Genomic DNA, 17870 nt, shown 5'->3' with positions numbered 1-17870 from the left:
GCGTATTCTCTCAGGTTGAATGGCCCATGCGTGCTGCGGTGGCGTCCGTCAACGCCTGGTCGAGTACGTCGATTATTATTTCCGCCTGTTCGGCCGTCAACACCAGAGGAGGACGGATCTTCAATACGTTATGGCCCATGGCGCAGGCACTCAACAATACGCCTTTTTGCCGCATCCGGTTCACCACCTGACTGGTCAGCCAGCGGTCGGCTGCGCGGCTCTGCCGATCAGAAACCAGTTCCACGCCGACAAACAGGCCCGCTCCCCGGACATCGCCGATGGCTTCGTGCCGGTGGCTCAGGCCGCGAATGCCTTCCAGCAGCCTGTTCCCGGTTTCACGCGCATGCGCAATCAGTCCCTCTCGCTCAATGGTATCCAGCACCGCCAGGGCCGCCGCGCAGGAAACAGTATTACCGGCAAAGGTATTGAAGTAGCGGGAGCGCTGCCCAAACTCCGCCAGCACGTCGGCTGTGGCCAGTAAACCGGCAACAGGCTGACCGTTGCCCATGGGTTTGCCCAGCGTCACGATATCCGGTCTGAGTCCGTGACGTTGAAAACCCCACATGTTTTCGCCCGTGCGGCCAAAGCCGGGCTGGACTTCATCGGCGATAAACAGGCCGCCAGCCTGCCGGATGGCGTTCACCGCGCCGTGCAGGAAGCCGGTCGGTCCGGGCAGGATCCCGTCGCTGGTAAAGAGTGAATCCACGATCAACGCGGCAGGCTGAATGCCGTGACGTTGCAGATCGGCAATGGCCATTTCCACATCCTGGGTAAAACGTTCGCTCAGATCGACACCGTCGGCGTGATAGGCGCGCGGGGCAGGGACCAGCCGAACATGCGGCCCCAGATCGACGCTTTTGCCCAGCGAGGGTGAGAACTGTGAGACGGCGTCCGTAATGCCATGATAAGCGGTTTCGGTCACAATAATTCCGGTGCCACCGGTCCGGATTTTGGCAATACGAAAGGCCAGATCGTTGGCTTCACTGCCCGTGCAGGTCAGCATCAGGTGAGCCAGGTGGGTTTCAGGTACCGTCGCCAGCAGGCGCTCAGCCAGGGTCAGAATCGTGTCATGCAAATAGCGCGTGTTGGTGGCCAGCGTTTTGACCTGATTGCAGATGGCGTCCGTCACCGCCGGATGGCAGTGCCCCAGCGAGGTCACGTTGTTATACACATCCAGATAGCGGCGCCCTTCGGGATCGAACAGCCAGGCACCCTCACCGCGCACGATGTGCAGAGGATGTTCATACATCAGGCGATAGGCCGGGCCCAGCAACGCATCGCGGCGGTCAATCATCGCCGCGGTCACCGGGTCAACATCGGCCTGCCCGGGGATATAGGCATTAACCATATTCAGGTCGGTGGTGCTTTTCATGGAAGTCTCCCGTATCAGAGTTCGGCCAGCAGGCGATCACGTGCCGTGTCGCGGGACAGGTCTGCCAGCATCGACAGCGCCTCCCAGGCGGCAGGATTGTGACGCATGATGTAAGCGCGGTTATGTGGATAGCGGGCCGCGCGCCATTCGGTAATCAGGACAGTAATCAGATGACGCGTCGCCATCAGGTCGGTGACAATAGCCTGTTCCAGATCGGTGAGCGGCAGGGTTTTGTGGTAGGCACCGACGAACTGTGCAGCCCCTGCGAAGGGATCGTCACAGCCGGTCATCTGAAAGGCCGCGGCAGTGGCCACTTCGCCTACCAGCGGTGCATAGATCATGTCGCCAAAGTCAATGATGCCGGTGAGACGAGCCTGTGCGTCTGGCGCAACCAGCACGTTATACAGGTGATAATCGTTATGGATCACCTGCGCCCGCAGCGAGCCAAGACGCGGCAATACCTGGGTGGTGAAGCGCATCATAAATTTTTCTGCGAGGCGACGCCGTGCCGGATCGATGACTGCCTCCAGTTTGTCCATCAGGCGATGCGCGGCGGAAACATTCCACAGCAGATCGTGGCGGGCGGCCGGATGTAAAAAATCCTGTAACGCCAAATCCAGCCGGCCCAGACAGCACGCCATGGCCCGACGCTGTGCGGGGGTAGGTTGGGTATCCCTGACCTGAGCGCCCTCCAGCCAGCTCAGCATACGAACCAGCGTGGTGCTCCCTGCTGGTAACGTGACAACGTCACACTTCTTGCCCGCTGATGTGCGCACGACGCGCGGTATGGGCAGATCCGGTGCCACCTCGGCGATATGCTCAAGCGCGGCGATCTGGAAATCGACAATCGCCTTCGCTTCGGCGGGATTACTGATTTTCAGGACAAAACGCGTACCGGTCGGGGTTTCAATGCAGCAGTTCTGGTCGCGTTCGCTTGCCAGTGGCTGCACAATGGTATCCGTCATACCGTACCGCTCTGCCACTAACGCCTGTACGGCAGATAACGACAGCGCAGGCGCGGCGGTATTCAGGGCGACAGCCTGATGTGTCTCAGTTTCAGACATGATGTTTCCCTGCCGTTGAAGAGATTACAGGCCCAGCAGGCCGGGAAGCTGGCGGAAGTCGGTCAGGCGGTTCACACCGTAACCGTCAATGGCCGGCTCATGACCGCGATCGATAAACGCCCTGGCCATAAAGCCCAGATCGCACGCTGTCATCAGGTCATAACGAAAACTGGATGAGCAGTGCATCATCTGTTCGGGGCCGCAGCCCAGTTGGTCGAACATATACTCAAAGATCCGGGCACGCGGCTTGTAGGCCTGGGCTTCTTCGGCGGTGTACACCGCATGAAAGGGCGCGCCGAGACGGGTAACGCTGTGCGGGATCAGGTCGATCATGGAATTGGATAAAATCACTAACGGGATATGCTGTGCTATCGTCGTCAGCGTCTCAACCACATGCGGATGAGGTTGCCAGCTGGCCACGGCAGCATAAAGCGTCTGCGCATCGCTTTCCTGATAGACGACGCCATGGGCATGACAGGCGCGCTGAAGCGCATTTTCAATCACCTGGTAAAATGGTTTCCAGGCACCCAGCACCTCATCAAGCCGGTAGAAACGAAAATGCGCCAGGAAAGTCGCCATGTGCGCTTCGCTGACCCGATCGGCATAAATGCCCTTTGCCGTCGGGCCCATTTCGAAATTGATTAGCGTGCCATAGCAATCAAAGCTGATAAATTTTGGCCTGAAAATCATTTGCTTAACCTCTTTCATGTGGATGAAAGAAGTATATCGCGCGACGCAAACACATAATTTCTTATTACCGCGACAAAGAAGGGGTTTTTGCTCAATTGCGGCCGCTTTACGGCATCGGCCCGGGTGGTGGGGAAGATCCTCACTGACGGGGCAGGCTGAAACGGCGGGATCGGACGTAATGATGCCCAAAAACGTAGTGCGTACGTGCATTGTGTTTTACACTGCGCGCTGCAAAAATTAAGGTGATAAACGATTAAACAGGCGACAATGGCGATGAACGGTACAATTACTACCTGGTTTCAGGATAAAGGCTTTGGTTTTATTAAAGATGAAAACGGCGATAACCGTTATTTTCATGTCATCAAAGTTGCCAATCCTGACCTGATTAAAAAAGATGCCTCGGTCACGTTCGAACCTACGACGAATAATAAAGGGCTGTCAGCGTTTGCGGTGAAAGTCCTGCCGGAGAGTAAATACATTTATATTGCGGGTGAGCGCATCAAACTTACCGCGATTAAATCTTACGTTGTTTTCAGTGAAGACGTTCCGGCAGATGCAGGGATTGATAAAGAAAACACGGTGCTGTCGGTGGGAATACTGATGAATAATATCCGACCCAAATCAGCGCAAAAGACGAAAGCGATGCGCACCCTGAAAAAACTGGCGATCACGACCTTTCAGGGCGCAACCTTAATCTTCACGGAAGATGAGATTGATATTGACGCTACCGTCAAAATGCTCAAAGTCTGATGCCTGATAACGCCGCTGGGACGACGGCCTGGCCGACAAGGCGATGCCCACGGAGCGATGTCATGCGCCGCCAGCAGCGCCGTTATGACGACGCGCCGCCTGCCACGCGCCGCAGATCCGCACCTGACCTCGCGCTTTCCGCCTGTCTGCCGACGCAAAAAGGCGGGGCGGTAACGCTTCAGGCTCACTTCTACACCCTAATTTCACCGATGCAGAGACGACAATGACAAAACTCACTCTTCAGGAGCAGTTATTAAAAGCGGGACTGGTAACCAGTAAAAAAATGGACAAGGTCCAGAGAACCGCGAAAAAATCACGCGTGCAGGCGCGCGAAGCGCGAGAAGCCGTAGAAGAAAACAAAAAAGCGCAGATCGAGCGGGACAGGCAGCTCAGCGAAAAGCGTAAACAAGCGGTGCTGGCGAAAGAGTATAAAGCGCAGGTGAAGCAGTTAATTGAAATGAACAGAATCGTCGTGGCAAAAGGTGAGATCGGTTTTAACTTCACGGATAACAACCTGATTAAAAAAATCATGGTCGATAAACCTGTGCAGACCCAACTGATTAACGGTCGCCTGGCCATTGCCCGTCTGATGGCAGAAAACAGCGACGAGCCGCACTACGCGATTATTCCGGCCAGCGTCGCGGATAAGATCGCGCAGCGCGCTCCCGACAGCATTGTCTTAAACAGCGCACTCAGTCAGGACGCGCAGGAAGAGGACGATCCTTATGCCGATTTCAAAGTGCCAGACGATTTGATGTGGTAATCCACGCGACATCAGCCGCTTCAGAGCGCCTCCGCCTGGTCGCGGGGGCGCAGAATAACCGCGTGGCGTTTTCCCCCTAAAACGGACTGTCATGACGAGCCTGAATCGCGTCTCCGCTGACAGGATGGGTAAAATGCAGCTCGCTGGCATGCAGCATCAGTCTGGGTGGTCGTGCGCTGTGCGGCGGCAGACCGCCATACCACTCACAGCCTAAAATAGGGTGCCCCAGGTGCTGACAGTGAATACGCAGCTGGTGAGTGCGGCCGGTTTCAGGACGTAATTGCACTCGCGTGACCGGCAGAGACGGCCCGTCATCTGGGACATACGTAAAACGCGCCAACACCTGATAGCGCGAGCGCGCTGGTTTGCCGGTGCGTGCGCAAATCGCCATCAACGGAAACTGCTTCGCAATCGGCGCATCCACTCTTCCCTCATCATGTTCAACGTGGCCGCAAAGTAGCGCGGTATAAACTTTGCTGACGCTTCGCTGACTGAACTGCGCGCACAGGGCGGCATTGATCGCCTTATTACGGGCAATGACCATCAGCCCGGAGGTGCCGAAATCCAGCCGGTGAACCAGGGTACAACCGGGAAAGCGCGCTGCCAGCCGGAAATGGACCGAGTCCTGATTTTTCGGGTGCCTGCCGGACAGGCTCAGCAGCCCGCTGGGTTTGTTAATCAGCAGCAGGTGCGCGTCCTCATAGAGGATCGCGATCGCCTCATGGCAGGGCGGCGCAATAAAATCGTCGAACAGGGCAGACATCAGGCAGCCTCAAAGGGAAGCGGGCGCGGATAGTAACCCATTTTCCGCCCGTAGGCGAATCACGCCAGGCGCAGGACAAGCCCGCGCACGCTGCGTTAGTTAATGCCGGTCACAGCGGCTAACGGCTAATAGCCAGCGCGGTGATCGCTGGCGTGCTTACCGGCAGGCCGAACGTCATCAGTTCACTGCGGGGATCTGACCAGATCAGCACGGTTGCGGGCACCGCGCCAGTAAGCTCCGGGCGTGACACGCTGTTCACCGCCTTGTTGCAGGCGGGAACAGACATCACGACAGGGCGCGACAGACCAGGCGCATCCTGCCAGATAACCGGGCCCGCGCCACAACAGGCTGCATTATCTTTCCGTCTTTCCCTGGCGCTGGCAGCGACACAGCCGGTTACGGGGCGTCAAAAAAGGTTAATAAAAAATACCTAAAGGTTTTTCATGAATACCCGTTATAGATAAATGCAGTGTGATCATTATAACTGCATAAAAAATAACGATTTAGGGCGACTGAATAAAGGGAATGGCATTCATGATGAACAAAATTTTCGTTACGGGCACGCTGGCTTTACTCTTTCTGACGGGATGTGCGGAGAATAAAAATACGCATTTGATCAAGGCGGAGAACGGCAGTTCACTAACCGTCAACACGATTTTCGCACCTACCGATATGAATAATAATACCTACGCGGATGTTAAACTGCGCCAGGTCACGCCGGCCCGAGCCGGGACAGGAATGGGAATAGCGGTACTGAGTGCCGTGCTGGGGAGCGGCATCAGCACGGGTTCATTTGATAAGAATAACTACAAGGGCAGTGATATTGACAGCATGCCGGAACCCACCGCCGCGTATTTCACGCCCAAAGCCGACGTCAAAATCCAGCAATGGCTGAATAAAAATGGCGGGGGTTATGCTTACACACAACCCTTGTTCATTGCTGCCTCAAAATGGTCGCTGGTGTACACCGATATGTCGTCCGGCAACAGTAACTACGATTTAACGTATCGGGTCCTGTTTTATAAACGTCCGGAAGGCGGCACGATCCTGAGTCCCTATGTGGTTGCGGAATGTGAACCCGCGCATGTCACCGCACCGCTGAATGACTGGACGGCCAACCATTACGCCAAAGTCACGCAGGTGACGCAAAAGATGATGGATGCCTGCCTGCTGGAGCTGGATAATCAACTGCCACGCTTACTGAAAAAATAGTGAGCAGTACGGCCTGTTTTAACCGGCAGGCCGTGCAACAAGCGCCTCAGTCTCCGCTGTAAATCCGCCTCCCAACGTCCTTTATCCGCTGCGCCATAAAGATAATGACCACAGCAATTAATTTTCAGGCCGCGCCTGCCGATAATCTAATCACAACTCTGAACGGAGGGCGTTTCGATGTCTGAACTTAAACTGTCTTTATCTGCGGATGATACGCGCACACTGATCATTCGTGCAGGTTTTATGCTGCGTAATTTACGTAACAGCCTACGTGAACTGGGCTACGATCAAACCCTGTCCGAGGTCGCGGGCGGGATCCCGGATGCCCGCGCGCGTCTGGGCTATGTGGTGACCATGACCGAAAATGCGGCCAGTGAGGTACTGGGCTGCGTGGAGCTGACACAGCCTGCGCAGACAACGCTACAGGATACGGCGGAAAGTCTGCTGGCGCGCTGGAACAGCACGGCTATCACACCGGAAAACGAGGGCGCGGCACGGGCGCTGGCGGAAGAAACGCGCACATGGCTTGGCACAGTGCCGCAGTTAACCGGTTTCACCCGTCAGCAACTTCAGGCGGTGATGATGGCTCAGGGTTTCCAGGACCTGACGGGCCAGATTATCCAGCGCATGACGAAAATGCTGAACGAGCTGGAAGTCCACCTGGTTCAGGTGCTGAGGGATAACGTGCCCGCACAGCCTGTGGCCAAAGTGGCCAGTCCACCGGCTGCTGCACAGCCATCAGAGAGCCCGTCAGCCTCGCAGGATGACGTGGACGATTTGCTCGCCAGCCTGGGACTCTAAGGCTGGACTCGCTCTCTTTAAGACCCATCTCTTCCGGCATACTAAAGGGTTGCCTGCGCCATTCGTCAGGCAGGGGGGCGACCTCTCAGCGATACCGCCCACCGGCGCCTTTTCCGCAACACCGACGGCACAGCGGGACAGTTTTCTTATCCCGTTTTGCCAGCCGCACCGCGCATCCTGGCGCGGTACTGTCAACGGCGGCAGTCGCGTATGCCTGCCTGGCCGTCGGCTGTCAGGGCTTGCGCTGACATAAACATCCCCACACAGAACGGCGATCCGCTGCTTCGCGAAAGAATAAAAATGCTATAAATAACAGTTAATTGCATTCGGCTGTCTCGGGCCATATGCATGCTGGCAGGGCTTTTTTACCGACAGGTCAGTCAATTGTTAAAAAATTTCATAAACTAATGTGCGCAATGACTTCATTCGTAGATAACCGGGAACACAACGGTTACTGATTTTAGTGACTTATCCGACAACTCAGGTTGCTGACGGACTATAAGGGGAAATGATGCCATTACTTATTGGGGAGTTATCGGGTGCGCCAACATGGATACCTGCTGTATTGCTCGTCACGCTTTCATTTATCGTGGGCTTTCTGGCCCGGTTTATTTTTCTCAGGTTCATCCGCTTCTGGCAGAACCGGGACCGAAAACTGTTCAAATCACTGGAAAAGCACCTGCGCGGTTCGCTGTTTCTGTTTATCCCCTTGGTGTTGATCAATATCGGCATTAACTACATCGATCTGCGTCCTGAAACCGTGGCGTTTATAACCTCCACCGCCAATATCTTTATCATTTTATCGATTTGTTCCATTTTGATTCGGTTGACCAATGTGGCGCAGGATATGCTTTTCATTCGCTACGATATCAATCTGTCGAACAATCTGCGTGCCCGTAAGATTCGCACGCAGTTAATTTATGTGAAAAAAGTGGCCATCGTGATCCTGGTCTCGCTGAGTCTGTCGATGATCTTGCTCAGCTTTCCCGGCGTGCGTAAATTCGGCACGACCATCCTGGCCGGTGCGGGCGTCGCAGGCATCATCATCGGTTTTGCGCTGCAAAAGTCGCTGGTTAACCTGTTTGCCGGTATTCAGATTGCCTTTACCCAGCCGATCAAAATTGATGACGCTGTTGTGGTGGAAAAAGAGTGGGGCTGGATAGAGGAGATCAATCTGACGTATGTGGTCGTGCGTATCTGGGATCTCCGTCGGCTGGTGCTGCCGATTACCTATTTCACGGAAAACGCCTTCCAGAACTGGACGCGCAACAACGCGCAAATCCTGGGCTCGGTGTTTCTGTATGTGGATTACTCCCTGCCGCTTGAGCCGCTGCGTCAGCATTTCGAGAAAGTGCTCAGTGAAACCAAACTCTGGGATCAGCAAACCCAGGTGCTTCAGGTCACCGACACCTCTGAAAAAACCATGACAATCAGATTATTAATGACGGCACAAAATTCGCCCACCGCCTGGGATTTGCGCTGCTACGTGCGGGAAAAAATGATCGAATTTATTCAGCAGAACTACCCGCAGAGCCTGCCGCATGTCAGGGCAACGCTGACTGAGACGGACTCGCGCTGACGCCAAGGGTTCTCACGTCTGTATTGAGGCAGGAGGCTGGCTCACCCGTGTGGGGCAAACGGGCGTGGGGCAAGGAAAGTGTGGCGTTAAGCCACAGGCGGGCGCGACGTCTGGACTGCATTGACACGCCGGTCTCAGGGACGGTCAGAGGCACCGCTGCGTGCGGGGCGGTGGCGTTCCTGGCGGACAGCGTGATTGAGCAAGATAACTGCCGCTGTCGACAGTCCGCCAGGGACAGGCTTTGTCATGACGACGCCCGCCTGTCCCTGGTGGTTTGTGCCGAATTTATTGCTCTCTGGCGGCGGTTGCCGCCTTTTTTACACCTGGAATGCCGCGACCATGCCGCGCAGCGCATGCGCCTGTTCCGACAGTGAGCGTGACGCCGAAGACGATTCTTCAACCAGTGCGGCATTGTTCTGCGTCACGCCATCCATCTGGCTCACCGCGATACTGACCTGCGAAATGCCCTGCATCTGCTCGGAGGAGGCCAGAGAGATATTATCCATGGCGTCAGCCAGTTCGCCGACCATTCCAACGATTTTCAGGATGCTCTGCCCGGTTGAGGAGGCAACCGTCACGCCGCTTTCCACCTGTTCAACGGCCTGTTCTATCAGCGTTTTAATGTCACGTGCTGCCGTAGCGCTGCGCTGGGCCAGCGTGCGCACTTCGCCCGCGACCACGGCGAAACCGCGTCCTTCCTCGCCGGCACGGGCCGCCTCAACAGCCGCGTTCAGGGCCAGGATATTGGTCTGAAAGGCAATGCTTTCGATCACGGCGGTGATGTCGCGCACTTTAGTGGCGCTGACCGAAATGTCATGCATGGTGTGCGTCATGCGCTGCACGTCAGATTCGCCTGTGCGGGCAAGCTGTGCGGTTTCACGTGCCGAATCCGCCGTCTGCTGTGCACCGGCCGTATTGCTTTTCACCGTGGCCGTCAGCTGCTCCATGCTGGCGGCCGTTTCCTGCAAAGCCGCCGCCTGCTGTTCGGTACGTGAGGACAGCTCGGTATTGCCCTGCGCGATTTCATCGGCAGCCAGCGCAACGGAGGCCGAAGCCTCTTTAATCTGGGAAACCAGTGCACGTAGCCTGGCTTGCATGACGTCAAGGGAGGCCAGCAGGCTGGTGGTGTCCTTGCGGCGCAGTGACACGGTGGCGGTCAGATCACCGGCTGCGATGGAGGCAGCCAGCGCCTGCGCCTGTGCCGGTTCACCGCCCAGCTGGCGCATCAGCACGCTGATAGTGACCGCACAGGCACCGACCGCGACAATCACGGAAGCGGTGGCCAGTAGCATCAGAATCAGCGAGGCGCGGGCAGTAGAATGGCTGTTTTGTTGCACAGCAGCCTGGCTGTTTTTCTCCTGAATCTCTGTCATATCGCGCAGAGCATTCAGTAATTTAGTCTGAACAGGGCGCACGTCCTTTAACAGATAGTCCGTGGTTTCTTTATCAAGATTGGCCAGCCCGAGCCTGGTTGCCTGATCCAGGGCGGCAAATGTTGGTCCTTCGCTGTCGGTAATTCTTTTGAAAGCCTCGCGACCCGCCGGCGTAGAATCGGTTGCCAGGATAGCGCCGAGCGCCTGACGGTTAGCAATAAAGAGCGCTTTCTGTTTCTGAATCCGCGTGACTTCAGGCTGCATCGCCTCGGTGTCGCTGAGCAGCGCGATATTCCTGACGGCAATGCCCATATCTCTGACTTCACCGTACATGGATTGCGCTAACTGGTACTTTTTCATCTTGATGTTGACGGTATCGTCCATGCCTTCACGGGCATGATGCAGGGCCTGTTGGGCAATCCCGGTGCACAGGATGAACAAAAGAATAAGCAGGCCAAAACCTGCAATAAGGCGTGTGGATATTTTCATTATTGTCTCATTATGTAGGTTAATTTTGCTGTGTTTACGTTCGTAGCAAAAAAGACATTACTTTTACGGCTACGTTTAAATCGTATCAGAAATAAGCAGTTTTGCTTTTTCGTGCGCACATTTTGCCGAACGGACCTCATCACATTTTCCAATGACGCATGGCCTTGTCACTTCAGCGTGAGCATGACACTATCCTTGCTTGTCTATACATGTACTGTCACCCTGCGTTGGCGTCCGCCGGACGTAAACAGCAACGCACCCCATACACTGCCCAGTGAGGAAATGATGCCAGCCGAAACATCTGCAGCAGGTTATTCAGGCGTTGAGAAACCGCGCCTCTCTGAAAGCCGTTCCATTGATTACATCCCACTGCGGGAGCGACATGGTCATCCTTTTAGCCAGTTCACACTGTGGTTTGGCGGAAATCTGCAAATCACCGCGGTAGTTACGGGTGCGCTGGCGGTGGTGTTGGGGGGCGATGTGGTCTGGTCACTGGTGGGATTACTGGTCGGACAGATCCTGGGCGCAGGTATCATGTCATTACATGCGGTTCAGGGGCCGCGCCTGGGTTTACCGCAAATGATCACCAGCCGCATGCAGTTCGGCGTCTATGGGGCAGTCATTCCGCTGCTGCTGGTATGCATGATGTACGTCGGTTTTTCGGCCAGCGGTACCGTGCTGGCCGGCCAGGCGCTGGCTAAGCTGGTGCATGTCAGCAATGCGACGGGCATGATCCTGTTTAGCGCGCTAATCATCGTCATTGCGGTGCTGGGTTACCGGGTGATCCATCAGCTTGGCAAACTGGCCAGCCTTGTTGGTGTACTGGCTTTTGCTTATCTGTTTATCACATTGGTGGTAACGCATGACTTAACGCCTGTCTGGCAGAATCAGCACTTCACGCTGGCTCATTTCCTGTTGGCGGTGTCGCTCTCCTCCTCATGGCAGATCGCATTTTGCCCTTATGTCTCCGACTATTCGCGCTATTTGCCTGCGAATGTCTCCGCGAAAACGTTGTTCTGGTCAGTGTTTTTCGGCACCGTAACGGGGACGCAGGCGTCCATGACGCTGGGTGTGATTGTCGCGGCGCTGGCCGGAAAGGCGTTTGCGGGCAATGAGGTTGGCTATATTGTCAGCCTGGGCAGTACGCCCACGATGGCGATGGTGATCTATTTCGCTATCTGCTTCGGCAAAATCACGTTCACCACCCTGAACGCTTACGGCAGTTTTATGGCACTGACCACTATTGTCTCGGGTTTCCGCCAGCAATCCGCAATGGGTCGGGGTGCACGCATTCTGTTTGTGGTCCTGATGGTCAGTGTGGCCTGTGTGATTGCATTGCTGAGTGAACCTGCTTTTCTGAAAACGTTCACCCATTTTCTGCTGTTTTTACTGGCGTTTTTCGTGCCATGGAGCGCGATTAGCCTGATCGATTTTTATGTGATCACCCAGGGCAAAGTGGATATTCCTGCGCTGTCACAGCCAGACGGACGTTATGGCCGCTGGAACAGGGTGGGGATTACCGTTTATGTTCTGGGTGTGCTGGTACAACTGCCGTTTATCGACAATCCACTTCACCATGGTTCACTCACCTGGCTGTTTGCCGGTAACGATGTGTCGTGGTGTATTGGCTGGTGCATCACGGCACTGCTGTGGTGGATGGCCCGCCGCTGGGATCGCCGGGGCACACCCGTCCATTCAGTCTCCCCGGCAGAATAGCCGTTGCCATGCTTTCTGGCGGCAGGTAAGACGGGTTAACGGGGGAATGGAAAAGCGTTTTACGGCATCTTCCCCGTCTGAACAACGGACAACATCGCGTCACAGGCATTTCCGAAAGGGACCCGATGAATCATCCTGACCGTGTCGATGCTCATCGCAAACCGGGCACAGAACCGCCTCCGCCCGTACAGAATTCATGAGGTTACGTCTGGCCTTCGGGCGTTGCCGTCAACGTAACACACTGCTGTTCACAGAAGCTGGAGATCGCATTCGAACAGCATGATCCCCCTGTGTCGGGAGATGTCTGATACGCCGCGTTTTATCGTGACATGTTTACTAACAATATTCTGAAAAATAAGTTTTCGCCCTCCCAGCCGCGCTATGCGCGACTTTGCCGTATTGGCTTTGCTTTCTGTCCGCTCTGTCCCACCTAAATTCCATTTTGTCATCTATATAGATTTCCCTGTCAGCCGTTACTGACAGGTGAAGGAAACACACATTTTCATTTGCAGAGATCTTTCCGGCAAATGTATTCAGCAAAATCGGACTACACACAGCAGTAGCAACATTATCGGGGAAAACACCATGAAAATTGCCACACGTCTCGCTGCAGGCTTCAGTCTGCTCATCCTGCTTTTTGTGCTCTGCACAGGCATTGCGCTCCACGCACTCTGGCAGGCACGGGACGACATGGATAATGCCGTCAACAATAAAATGTATCGGTACAATCTGATCCAGGATATGCGCAGTGCTGCCCGGGATATGTCCGTTGCGGTAAGAAATATTGCCTTACTGAGCGATGCAAAAGAGAAGCAAACCGAGTGGGAGCGGGTGCAGAACCAGAAAGCGAACTACCTGGCGAAACGCGAAAAACTGGTGAGCAGCATGTCGCAGAATGTATCAGCGGAAGGGAAAAATGCCCTGGAGAACCTGCTCGCTAAAGATGACCAGGCGCTGAACCTGATCACCATGGCAGGCCAGAAGGCGATGCAAAGCGACCAGGCGGCCACAATTGATTACCTGCTGAAAACGGTACGGCCGGTACAGCGGAAAATGCTGGATGCACTGGATCGGCTTTCTGAAATTCAGATGGAGGTGAGTCAAAAAACGGTTTCTGATGCCAGAGAGTCAGCGTCACGTACGGCCAGTCTGATGGCGATAATGGTCTTTTTGTCTCTGGTTGTTGCTGTGATGGCCTGCGTTATCATTATCCGTACGCTGATGCGCCAACTGGGCGGCGAACCGGCGCAGGCACAGGCGCTGGCAGCATCGATTGCGTCCGGAAATTTAACGTCACCTGTCACACTTCGTCGCAACGACACGACCAGCCAGCTGGCTTCCCTTCATGTCATGCAGGCCAACCTGCGCAACATGGTCGCGAATATCCGGGATACGTCGAACGCTGTCGCGTTAGCCGCCGATGAAATTTCCAGGGGGAATGCCGAGCTTTCTTCCCGCACCGAACAGCAGGCGGCAGCTTTACAGGAAACGGCCGCCAGCATGGAGCAGCTGACGGCCACGGTGAAAAGCAACACCAGCGGCGCACGGCAGACCGCCGAATCTGCCCGCGAAACCGCCCGTCTTGCCCGAGGCGGCGAAGAGGATGTGCAGCGGATGGTCGATACCATGCAGGACATATCCATGAGCGCAACGAAAGTGCGTGATATTACGACCGTCATTGAAGGCATCGCTTTCCAGACCAATATTCTGGCGCTCAATGCTGCGGTTGAAGCGGCACGCGCAGGCGAAGAGGGCCGGGGATTTGCGGTAGTGGCCGGTGAAGTCAGAACGCTTGCGCAGCGCAGCGCTATGGCTGCGCGCGATATCAAACTGCTGATTGAAGAGGCGGTAGGTCAGGTAGAAAACGGCACCACGGTGGCGTCTACGACCGGACAGAGCATTGTCAACATTGTGGGGAGGGTGAACGAGCTGGCTGAGGCTATGGATAATATTTCTCTGGCTTCCTCTGAGCAAATGCAAGGCATTTCGCAGGTCAGCATCGCGGTGAGCCAGATGGATGGCGTAACGCAGAACAATGCAGCCCTGGTCGAGGAGTCATCCTCTGCCTCCCATTCGTTGTCAGAACAAGCGCATGCGCTGCGTAACATGGTGGAGGCATTTCAGGTCTGACAGATCACCGCCCGCCGGGCTATCCGGGCGGGCGGTGCAGTAACCGGATGAACCCTGTTATCTGATGCAACGTCATGAATGTTGAGGGGGATATCCTCACTGTCTCAGCTGACAGCGAGTCATTATCAGCATGACACGGGTGACTAACAGGATGCGCCTGGCTGCGAAAATCAACGCCCGGTGAGGCGCAGCCCCTGTCAGGGCTTTCTGATGCGCGCTGACCGGCTGATGGCGAAAGCCGCCTGTGAGACACTTTTCTGTTAACGTAAATATGTCCCGCGCCTGCGTCGTAAAAAAATAACCTCATGTTCACGATGCCGTTTAAAAAAGCAGATAGCAGCAAAGCGTTTATATGGCTGCAATGACACAGCATTGCAGAAAAGAGAAAAATGATATAAGGCTATTAAAATAGTGTGGCGCTTAATTGAGTTTTGCGAAAAAAATAACATCTGATTACATCTCTTATGGTATTCCCTACAGTAATAATGCGGCGCTCAACTACACTTCATGCGCTGCGCAATACAGTGTCGGCCTAAAGGTGGCAGTTTATTGATTGGTGTTAGCCCGGCATGCCGGGCTTTTTTTATGGCTACAAGTAATGAGTTATCGCTTAAGGATAAATTAAAAATAGGGTTTTATGCGTTGCCGGTTCATCACTGTACAGGCATTCAGCGTGGCTGATGACGTGAAATGTTCCCGTATTGAAAACGACAGGGTAACGGTTTAATGGCACGTGTCGCCACGCGATTTTGCCATAATTTTTTGTTTTAAAAGTGTTTTTATGGCGTTTTCGTGTAGTGAGGCTGGCTGTCGCATCAGAAAGCAGCAGGATGCCGCTCTGCAATGTGAGGACGCGATGCAGGATTCCCCCCCTTACAGAACAGCACTCCCGCGTAAAGAAAAAATATTTAAATATGTCATTTAAAATACTGCTTTAATTTTCTTGATGGTTTTTCCCTTTTAACAGGAAAAGTGAATGATAAAGGCGGAGGCTTAACGTCAGGCACAGAAAAAGGGATGTTATTACGTTTTAAATGCGCGGCATTAAATATTTAGAAAACAGCGTTGCAAAAATAACTGAGGCCTTTCAGTGAGTTGTTTTTTCAGGAGGGAGATATGTATAAATGGCGTGTAAACAGAGCGGGAACTCCGTTTGATTATTTTTTTATGGCGCCGATATTTTATTTGACTGTCTGTATGTCGCCTTTTTTCTGAATCATATCAGACGTATTTCTTTTCTCTTTTACCAGGTAAAAACAATGACTATAACTCAGCGTCTTTTATTCACGTTTTCGCTGCTTTCCGCAGCGCTGGTCGCTATGGTTGTCGTATCTGTCAGCGTGTCGCAAGGGTTTCAGACCCGCTTCAAATACGTTAACGAAAATACGGTCCCGTCAATCACCGGTATTTCAAAGATGATTGAAGGCAGTAATGCCGTCATCATCGCCCTTTATCATCATCAGAGCGTGACTGACCTGGCCAGGCAGGCTGTCATCGAAAAAGAAGTCAACGACACAATCAAACATATTCGTGCGCTTAATCAGCACTACCTTGCAGAGGACACGTCCAACGAGCAAGACAGGCAAATGACGGAAAGGCGTTTACGATGATTAATAAAATAGAACGCGACCTGCCGGCCTTTCTGGCCGCCTCACGTGCTCAGAATGATGCTGTGTCTCTGGGAATGTTGCAGGGGACAACAGGGATTGGTGCCGAAGCCCGACAGCTCATTGCGAATTATCAGCAGCAACTTCAGCTCAATACCAATCTCGCCAATGCGCTCAGCAGAGAAAACGACAGAACCTATCATCATACGCTGTTAACCCTGATCACCGGCTCAGCCGCCGCTATTTTGCTGCTGGGGTTTTTTACCGTTAAGACAATTTTAGCCATTCGCCGCCAGCTGAATGCCATGCGCCTGACGATGGAGCAGGCCAGCGAAAACCTCGATCTCACTCTCAAAGCAGATGACACACGCTCTGATGAAATCGGCCTGACGGCAAAAGCGTTTAATCATCTGATTCAGACTGTGTCGCTGTCACTGAACGCAGTAGAAAGTGCCGCGCAGTCTGTCAGTACAGCGTCATCGCAAATGTCAGCGGGTAACGAGGATTTATCGGCAAGGACTGAAGAGCAGGCGGCATCACTTGAGCAAACGGCTGCCAGTATGTCAGAGCTGAGTGAAACGGTGCGTCAGACGGCAGAAAATACCCGACTGGCCAGCCAGTTAGCGAAAAATGCGCGTGAGATTTCAGAAGACAGCGCAGATCGGGTGAAAACAATGCTGACGACGATGGGCGATATACGCGAAAGCTCGGCCAAAATTACCGACATTATTTCTCTCATTGAGGGGATTGCCTTTCAGACCAATATCCTTGCCCTGAATGCGGCGGTCGAAGCCGCACGGGCAGGCGAGCAGGGCCGTGGTTTTGCGGTCGTGGCTGGCGAGGTGCGCAACCTGGCGCAGCGTTCGTCGTCATCAGCCCTCGAGATTAAAGCGCTGATTGAATCGTCAATGGGCTTTGTGGAAGCCGGTGCGGTACAGGCTGAAGGGGTGGGTACAAATATGCACAAAATGAACGATGCCGTCCGGCAGGTTACCGATTTGGTCGATGAAATCTCTGTCGCCGCCCAGGAACAGTCTCAGGGAATTAGCCAGGTCCATCTGGCCGTCAATCAAATGGATGATGTGACGCAGCAAAATGCGGCCCTGGTGGAAGAAGCATCCTCTGCGTCGCGTTCATTAATGGAGCAGGCCTCAGCATTAAACCGCCTGGTTGCTGCGTTTGTTATCCAGCGTGCAGGACCTGACGCGCTTAAGGAAGTGAAAAGCGCGATAGCTCCGACCGCCATGATGCGCCCTGTCAGCAATATTGTTCCCGCTGCAGCGGAGACCAACTGGCAGAGTTTTTGAAAATCAACACAAACGCCTGTGCTGCTGAAAACGGGCGCAGGCTCTGAACGGCAGGGGTCACCACAGATTCTCCGTGGTGACCTTGCGGTTCTTACAGAACGTGACCCTTGCAAAAAAACCACCTGCCGGAGTAAGTTGAAATCCGCCTGACGTGTCACGTCACCGAGGCACGCCACGACCGGGCGTGCGATGACAGAAACACGCAGGCTGTTCGCCGCTTCAGGCGGGAAACCCGGAAGGCAGAGCTCAATTCG

13 protein-coding genes and 1 pseudogene are annotated in these 17870 nt (G+C 54.3%); 8 read left to right on the top strand and 6 right to left on the bottom strand.

Annotation, left to right across the window (positions count from 1 at the left end; genetic code table 11):
• Positions 1–10 precede the first annotated feature (10 nt).
• Genes GC087_RS12710 through GC087_RS12700 form a run of 3 tightly spaced genes read right to left on the bottom strand, consistent with a single transcriptional unit; the run spans position 11 to position 3126 of the window.
• Positions 11–1372 (bottom strand): aspartate aminotransferase family protein, encoded by a 1362-nt coding sequence (locus tag GC087_RS12710; protein ID WP_054687794.1) that lies wholly within the window; start codon positions 1370–1372, stop codon positions 11–13.
• Between the two features lie 14 nt (positions 1373–1386).
• Positions 1387–2436: a phosphotransferase gene (locus tag GC087_RS12705; protein WP_324028467.1), complete on the bottom strand. Its 1050-nt coding sequence runs from the start codon at positions 2434–2436 to the stop codon at positions 1387–1389.
• A gap of 24 nt (positions 2437–2460) precedes the next feature.
• The gene (locus GC087_RS12700; RefSeq protein WP_039340502.1) at positions 2461–3126 is read right to left on the bottom strand and encodes a haloacid dehalogenase type II; all 666 of its coding nucleotides are present in this window, start codon (positions 3124–3126) and stop codon (positions 2461–2463) included.
• A gap of 267 nt (positions 3127–3393) precedes the next feature.
• Here GC087_RS12700 and GC087_RS12695 point away from each other — a divergent pair, with 267 nt between their 5' ends.
• Entirely contained in the window at positions 3394–3876 is a 483-nt protein-coding gene (locus tag GC087_RS12695; protein WP_033741260.1) for a cold-shock protein, read from the top strand.
• A 223-nt stretch (positions 3877–4099) separates the two neighbouring features.
• On the top strand, positions 4100–4639 hold the full coding sequence (locus GC087_RS12690; RefSeq protein ID WP_324028466.1) for a DUF2058 domain-containing protein: 540 nt from the start codon (positions 4100–4102) through the stop codon (positions 4637–4639).
• 76 nt (positions 4640–4715) lie between these two features.
• On the opposite strand, the gene GC087_RS12685 is transcribed toward GC087_RS12690, so the two are convergent.
• Positions 4716–5402 carry an RluA family pseudouridine synthase gene (locus GC087_RS12685; RefSeq protein WP_058701981.1) on the bottom strand — a complete coding sequence of 229 codons (687 nt, stop codon included), beginning with the start codon at positions 5400–5402 and terminating at the stop codon, positions 4716–4718.
• 118 nt (positions 5403–5520) lie between these two features.
• On the bottom strand, positions 5521–5652 hold the full coding sequence (locus tag GC087_RS12680; RefSeq protein WP_263758101.1) for a hypothetical protein: 132 nt from the start codon (positions 5650–5652) through the stop codon (positions 5521–5523).
• Positions 5653–5939: 287 nt separating this feature from the next.
• Between GC087_RS12680 and GC087_RS12675 the strand changes: the two genes are divergently transcribed.
• The 3 genes from GC087_RS12675 to GC087_RS12665 all read left to right on the top strand — a co-directional run bounded on the left by GC087_RS12675 (position 5940) and on the right by GC087_RS12665 (position 8994).
• On the top strand, positions 5940–6614 hold the full coding sequence (locus GC087_RS12675) for a hypothetical protein (RefSeq protein ID WP_241492903.1): 675 nt from the start codon (positions 5940–5942) through the stop codon (positions 6612–6614).
• A 177-nt stretch (positions 6615–6791) separates the two neighbouring features.
• A complete protein-coding gene (locus GC087_RS12670; RefSeq protein WP_033741267.1) occupies positions 6792–7415 on the top strand; it encodes a protein phosphatase CheZ in 624 nt (207 codons plus the stop codon).
• Between the two features lie 511 nt (positions 7416–7926).
• On the top strand, positions 7927–8994 hold the full coding sequence (locus GC087_RS12665) for a mechanosensitive ion channel family protein (protein WP_033741268.1): 1068 nt from the start codon (positions 7927–7929) through the stop codon (positions 8992–8994).
• A 317-nt stretch (positions 8995–9311) separates the two neighbouring features.
• Here the strand turns inward: GC087_RS12665 and GC087_RS12660 are convergent, their stop codons facing one another.
• Positions 9312–10856 carry a methyl-accepting chemotaxis protein gene (locus tag GC087_RS12660; protein ID WP_058701978.1) on the bottom strand — a complete coding sequence of 515 codons (1545 nt, stop codon included), beginning with the start codon at positions 10854–10856 and terminating at the stop codon, positions 9312–9314.
• A 285-nt stretch (positions 10857–11141) separates the two neighbouring features.
• Here GC087_RS12660 and GC087_RS12655 point away from each other — a divergent pair, with 285 nt between their 5' ends.
• From GC087_RS12655 to GC087_RS12645, 3 genes and pseudogenes are all read left to right on the top strand, one after another.
• Positions 11142–12572, top strand: a complete 1431-nt coding sequence (locus GC087_RS12655) for a purine-cytosine permease family protein (RefSeq protein WP_324030625.1) — start codon at positions 11142–11144, stop codon at positions 12570–12572.
• 585 nt (positions 12573–13157) lie between these two features.
• The gene (locus GC087_RS12650; RefSeq protein WP_324028465.1) at positions 13158–14702 is read left to right on the top strand and encodes a methyl-accepting chemotaxis protein; all 1545 of its coding nucleotides are present in this window, start codon (positions 13158–13160) and stop codon (positions 14700–14702) included.
• Between the two features lie 1259 nt (positions 14703–15961).
• A pseudogene (locus GC087_RS12645) lies at positions 15962–17616 on the top strand (methyl-accepting chemotaxis protein).
• The last annotated feature ends 254 nt before the right edge of the window (positions 17617–17870 follow it).

The sequence above is a fragment of the Pantoea sp. JZ2 genome, assembly GCF_035191405.1.
Lineage (GTDB): Bacteria > Pseudomonadota > Gammaproteobacteria > Enterobacterales > Enterobacteriaceae > Pantoea > Pantoea stewartii.
The sequence above is the reverse complement of the archived record's forward strand: the minus strand, read 5'-3'. Positions and strand labels throughout refer to the sequence as shown.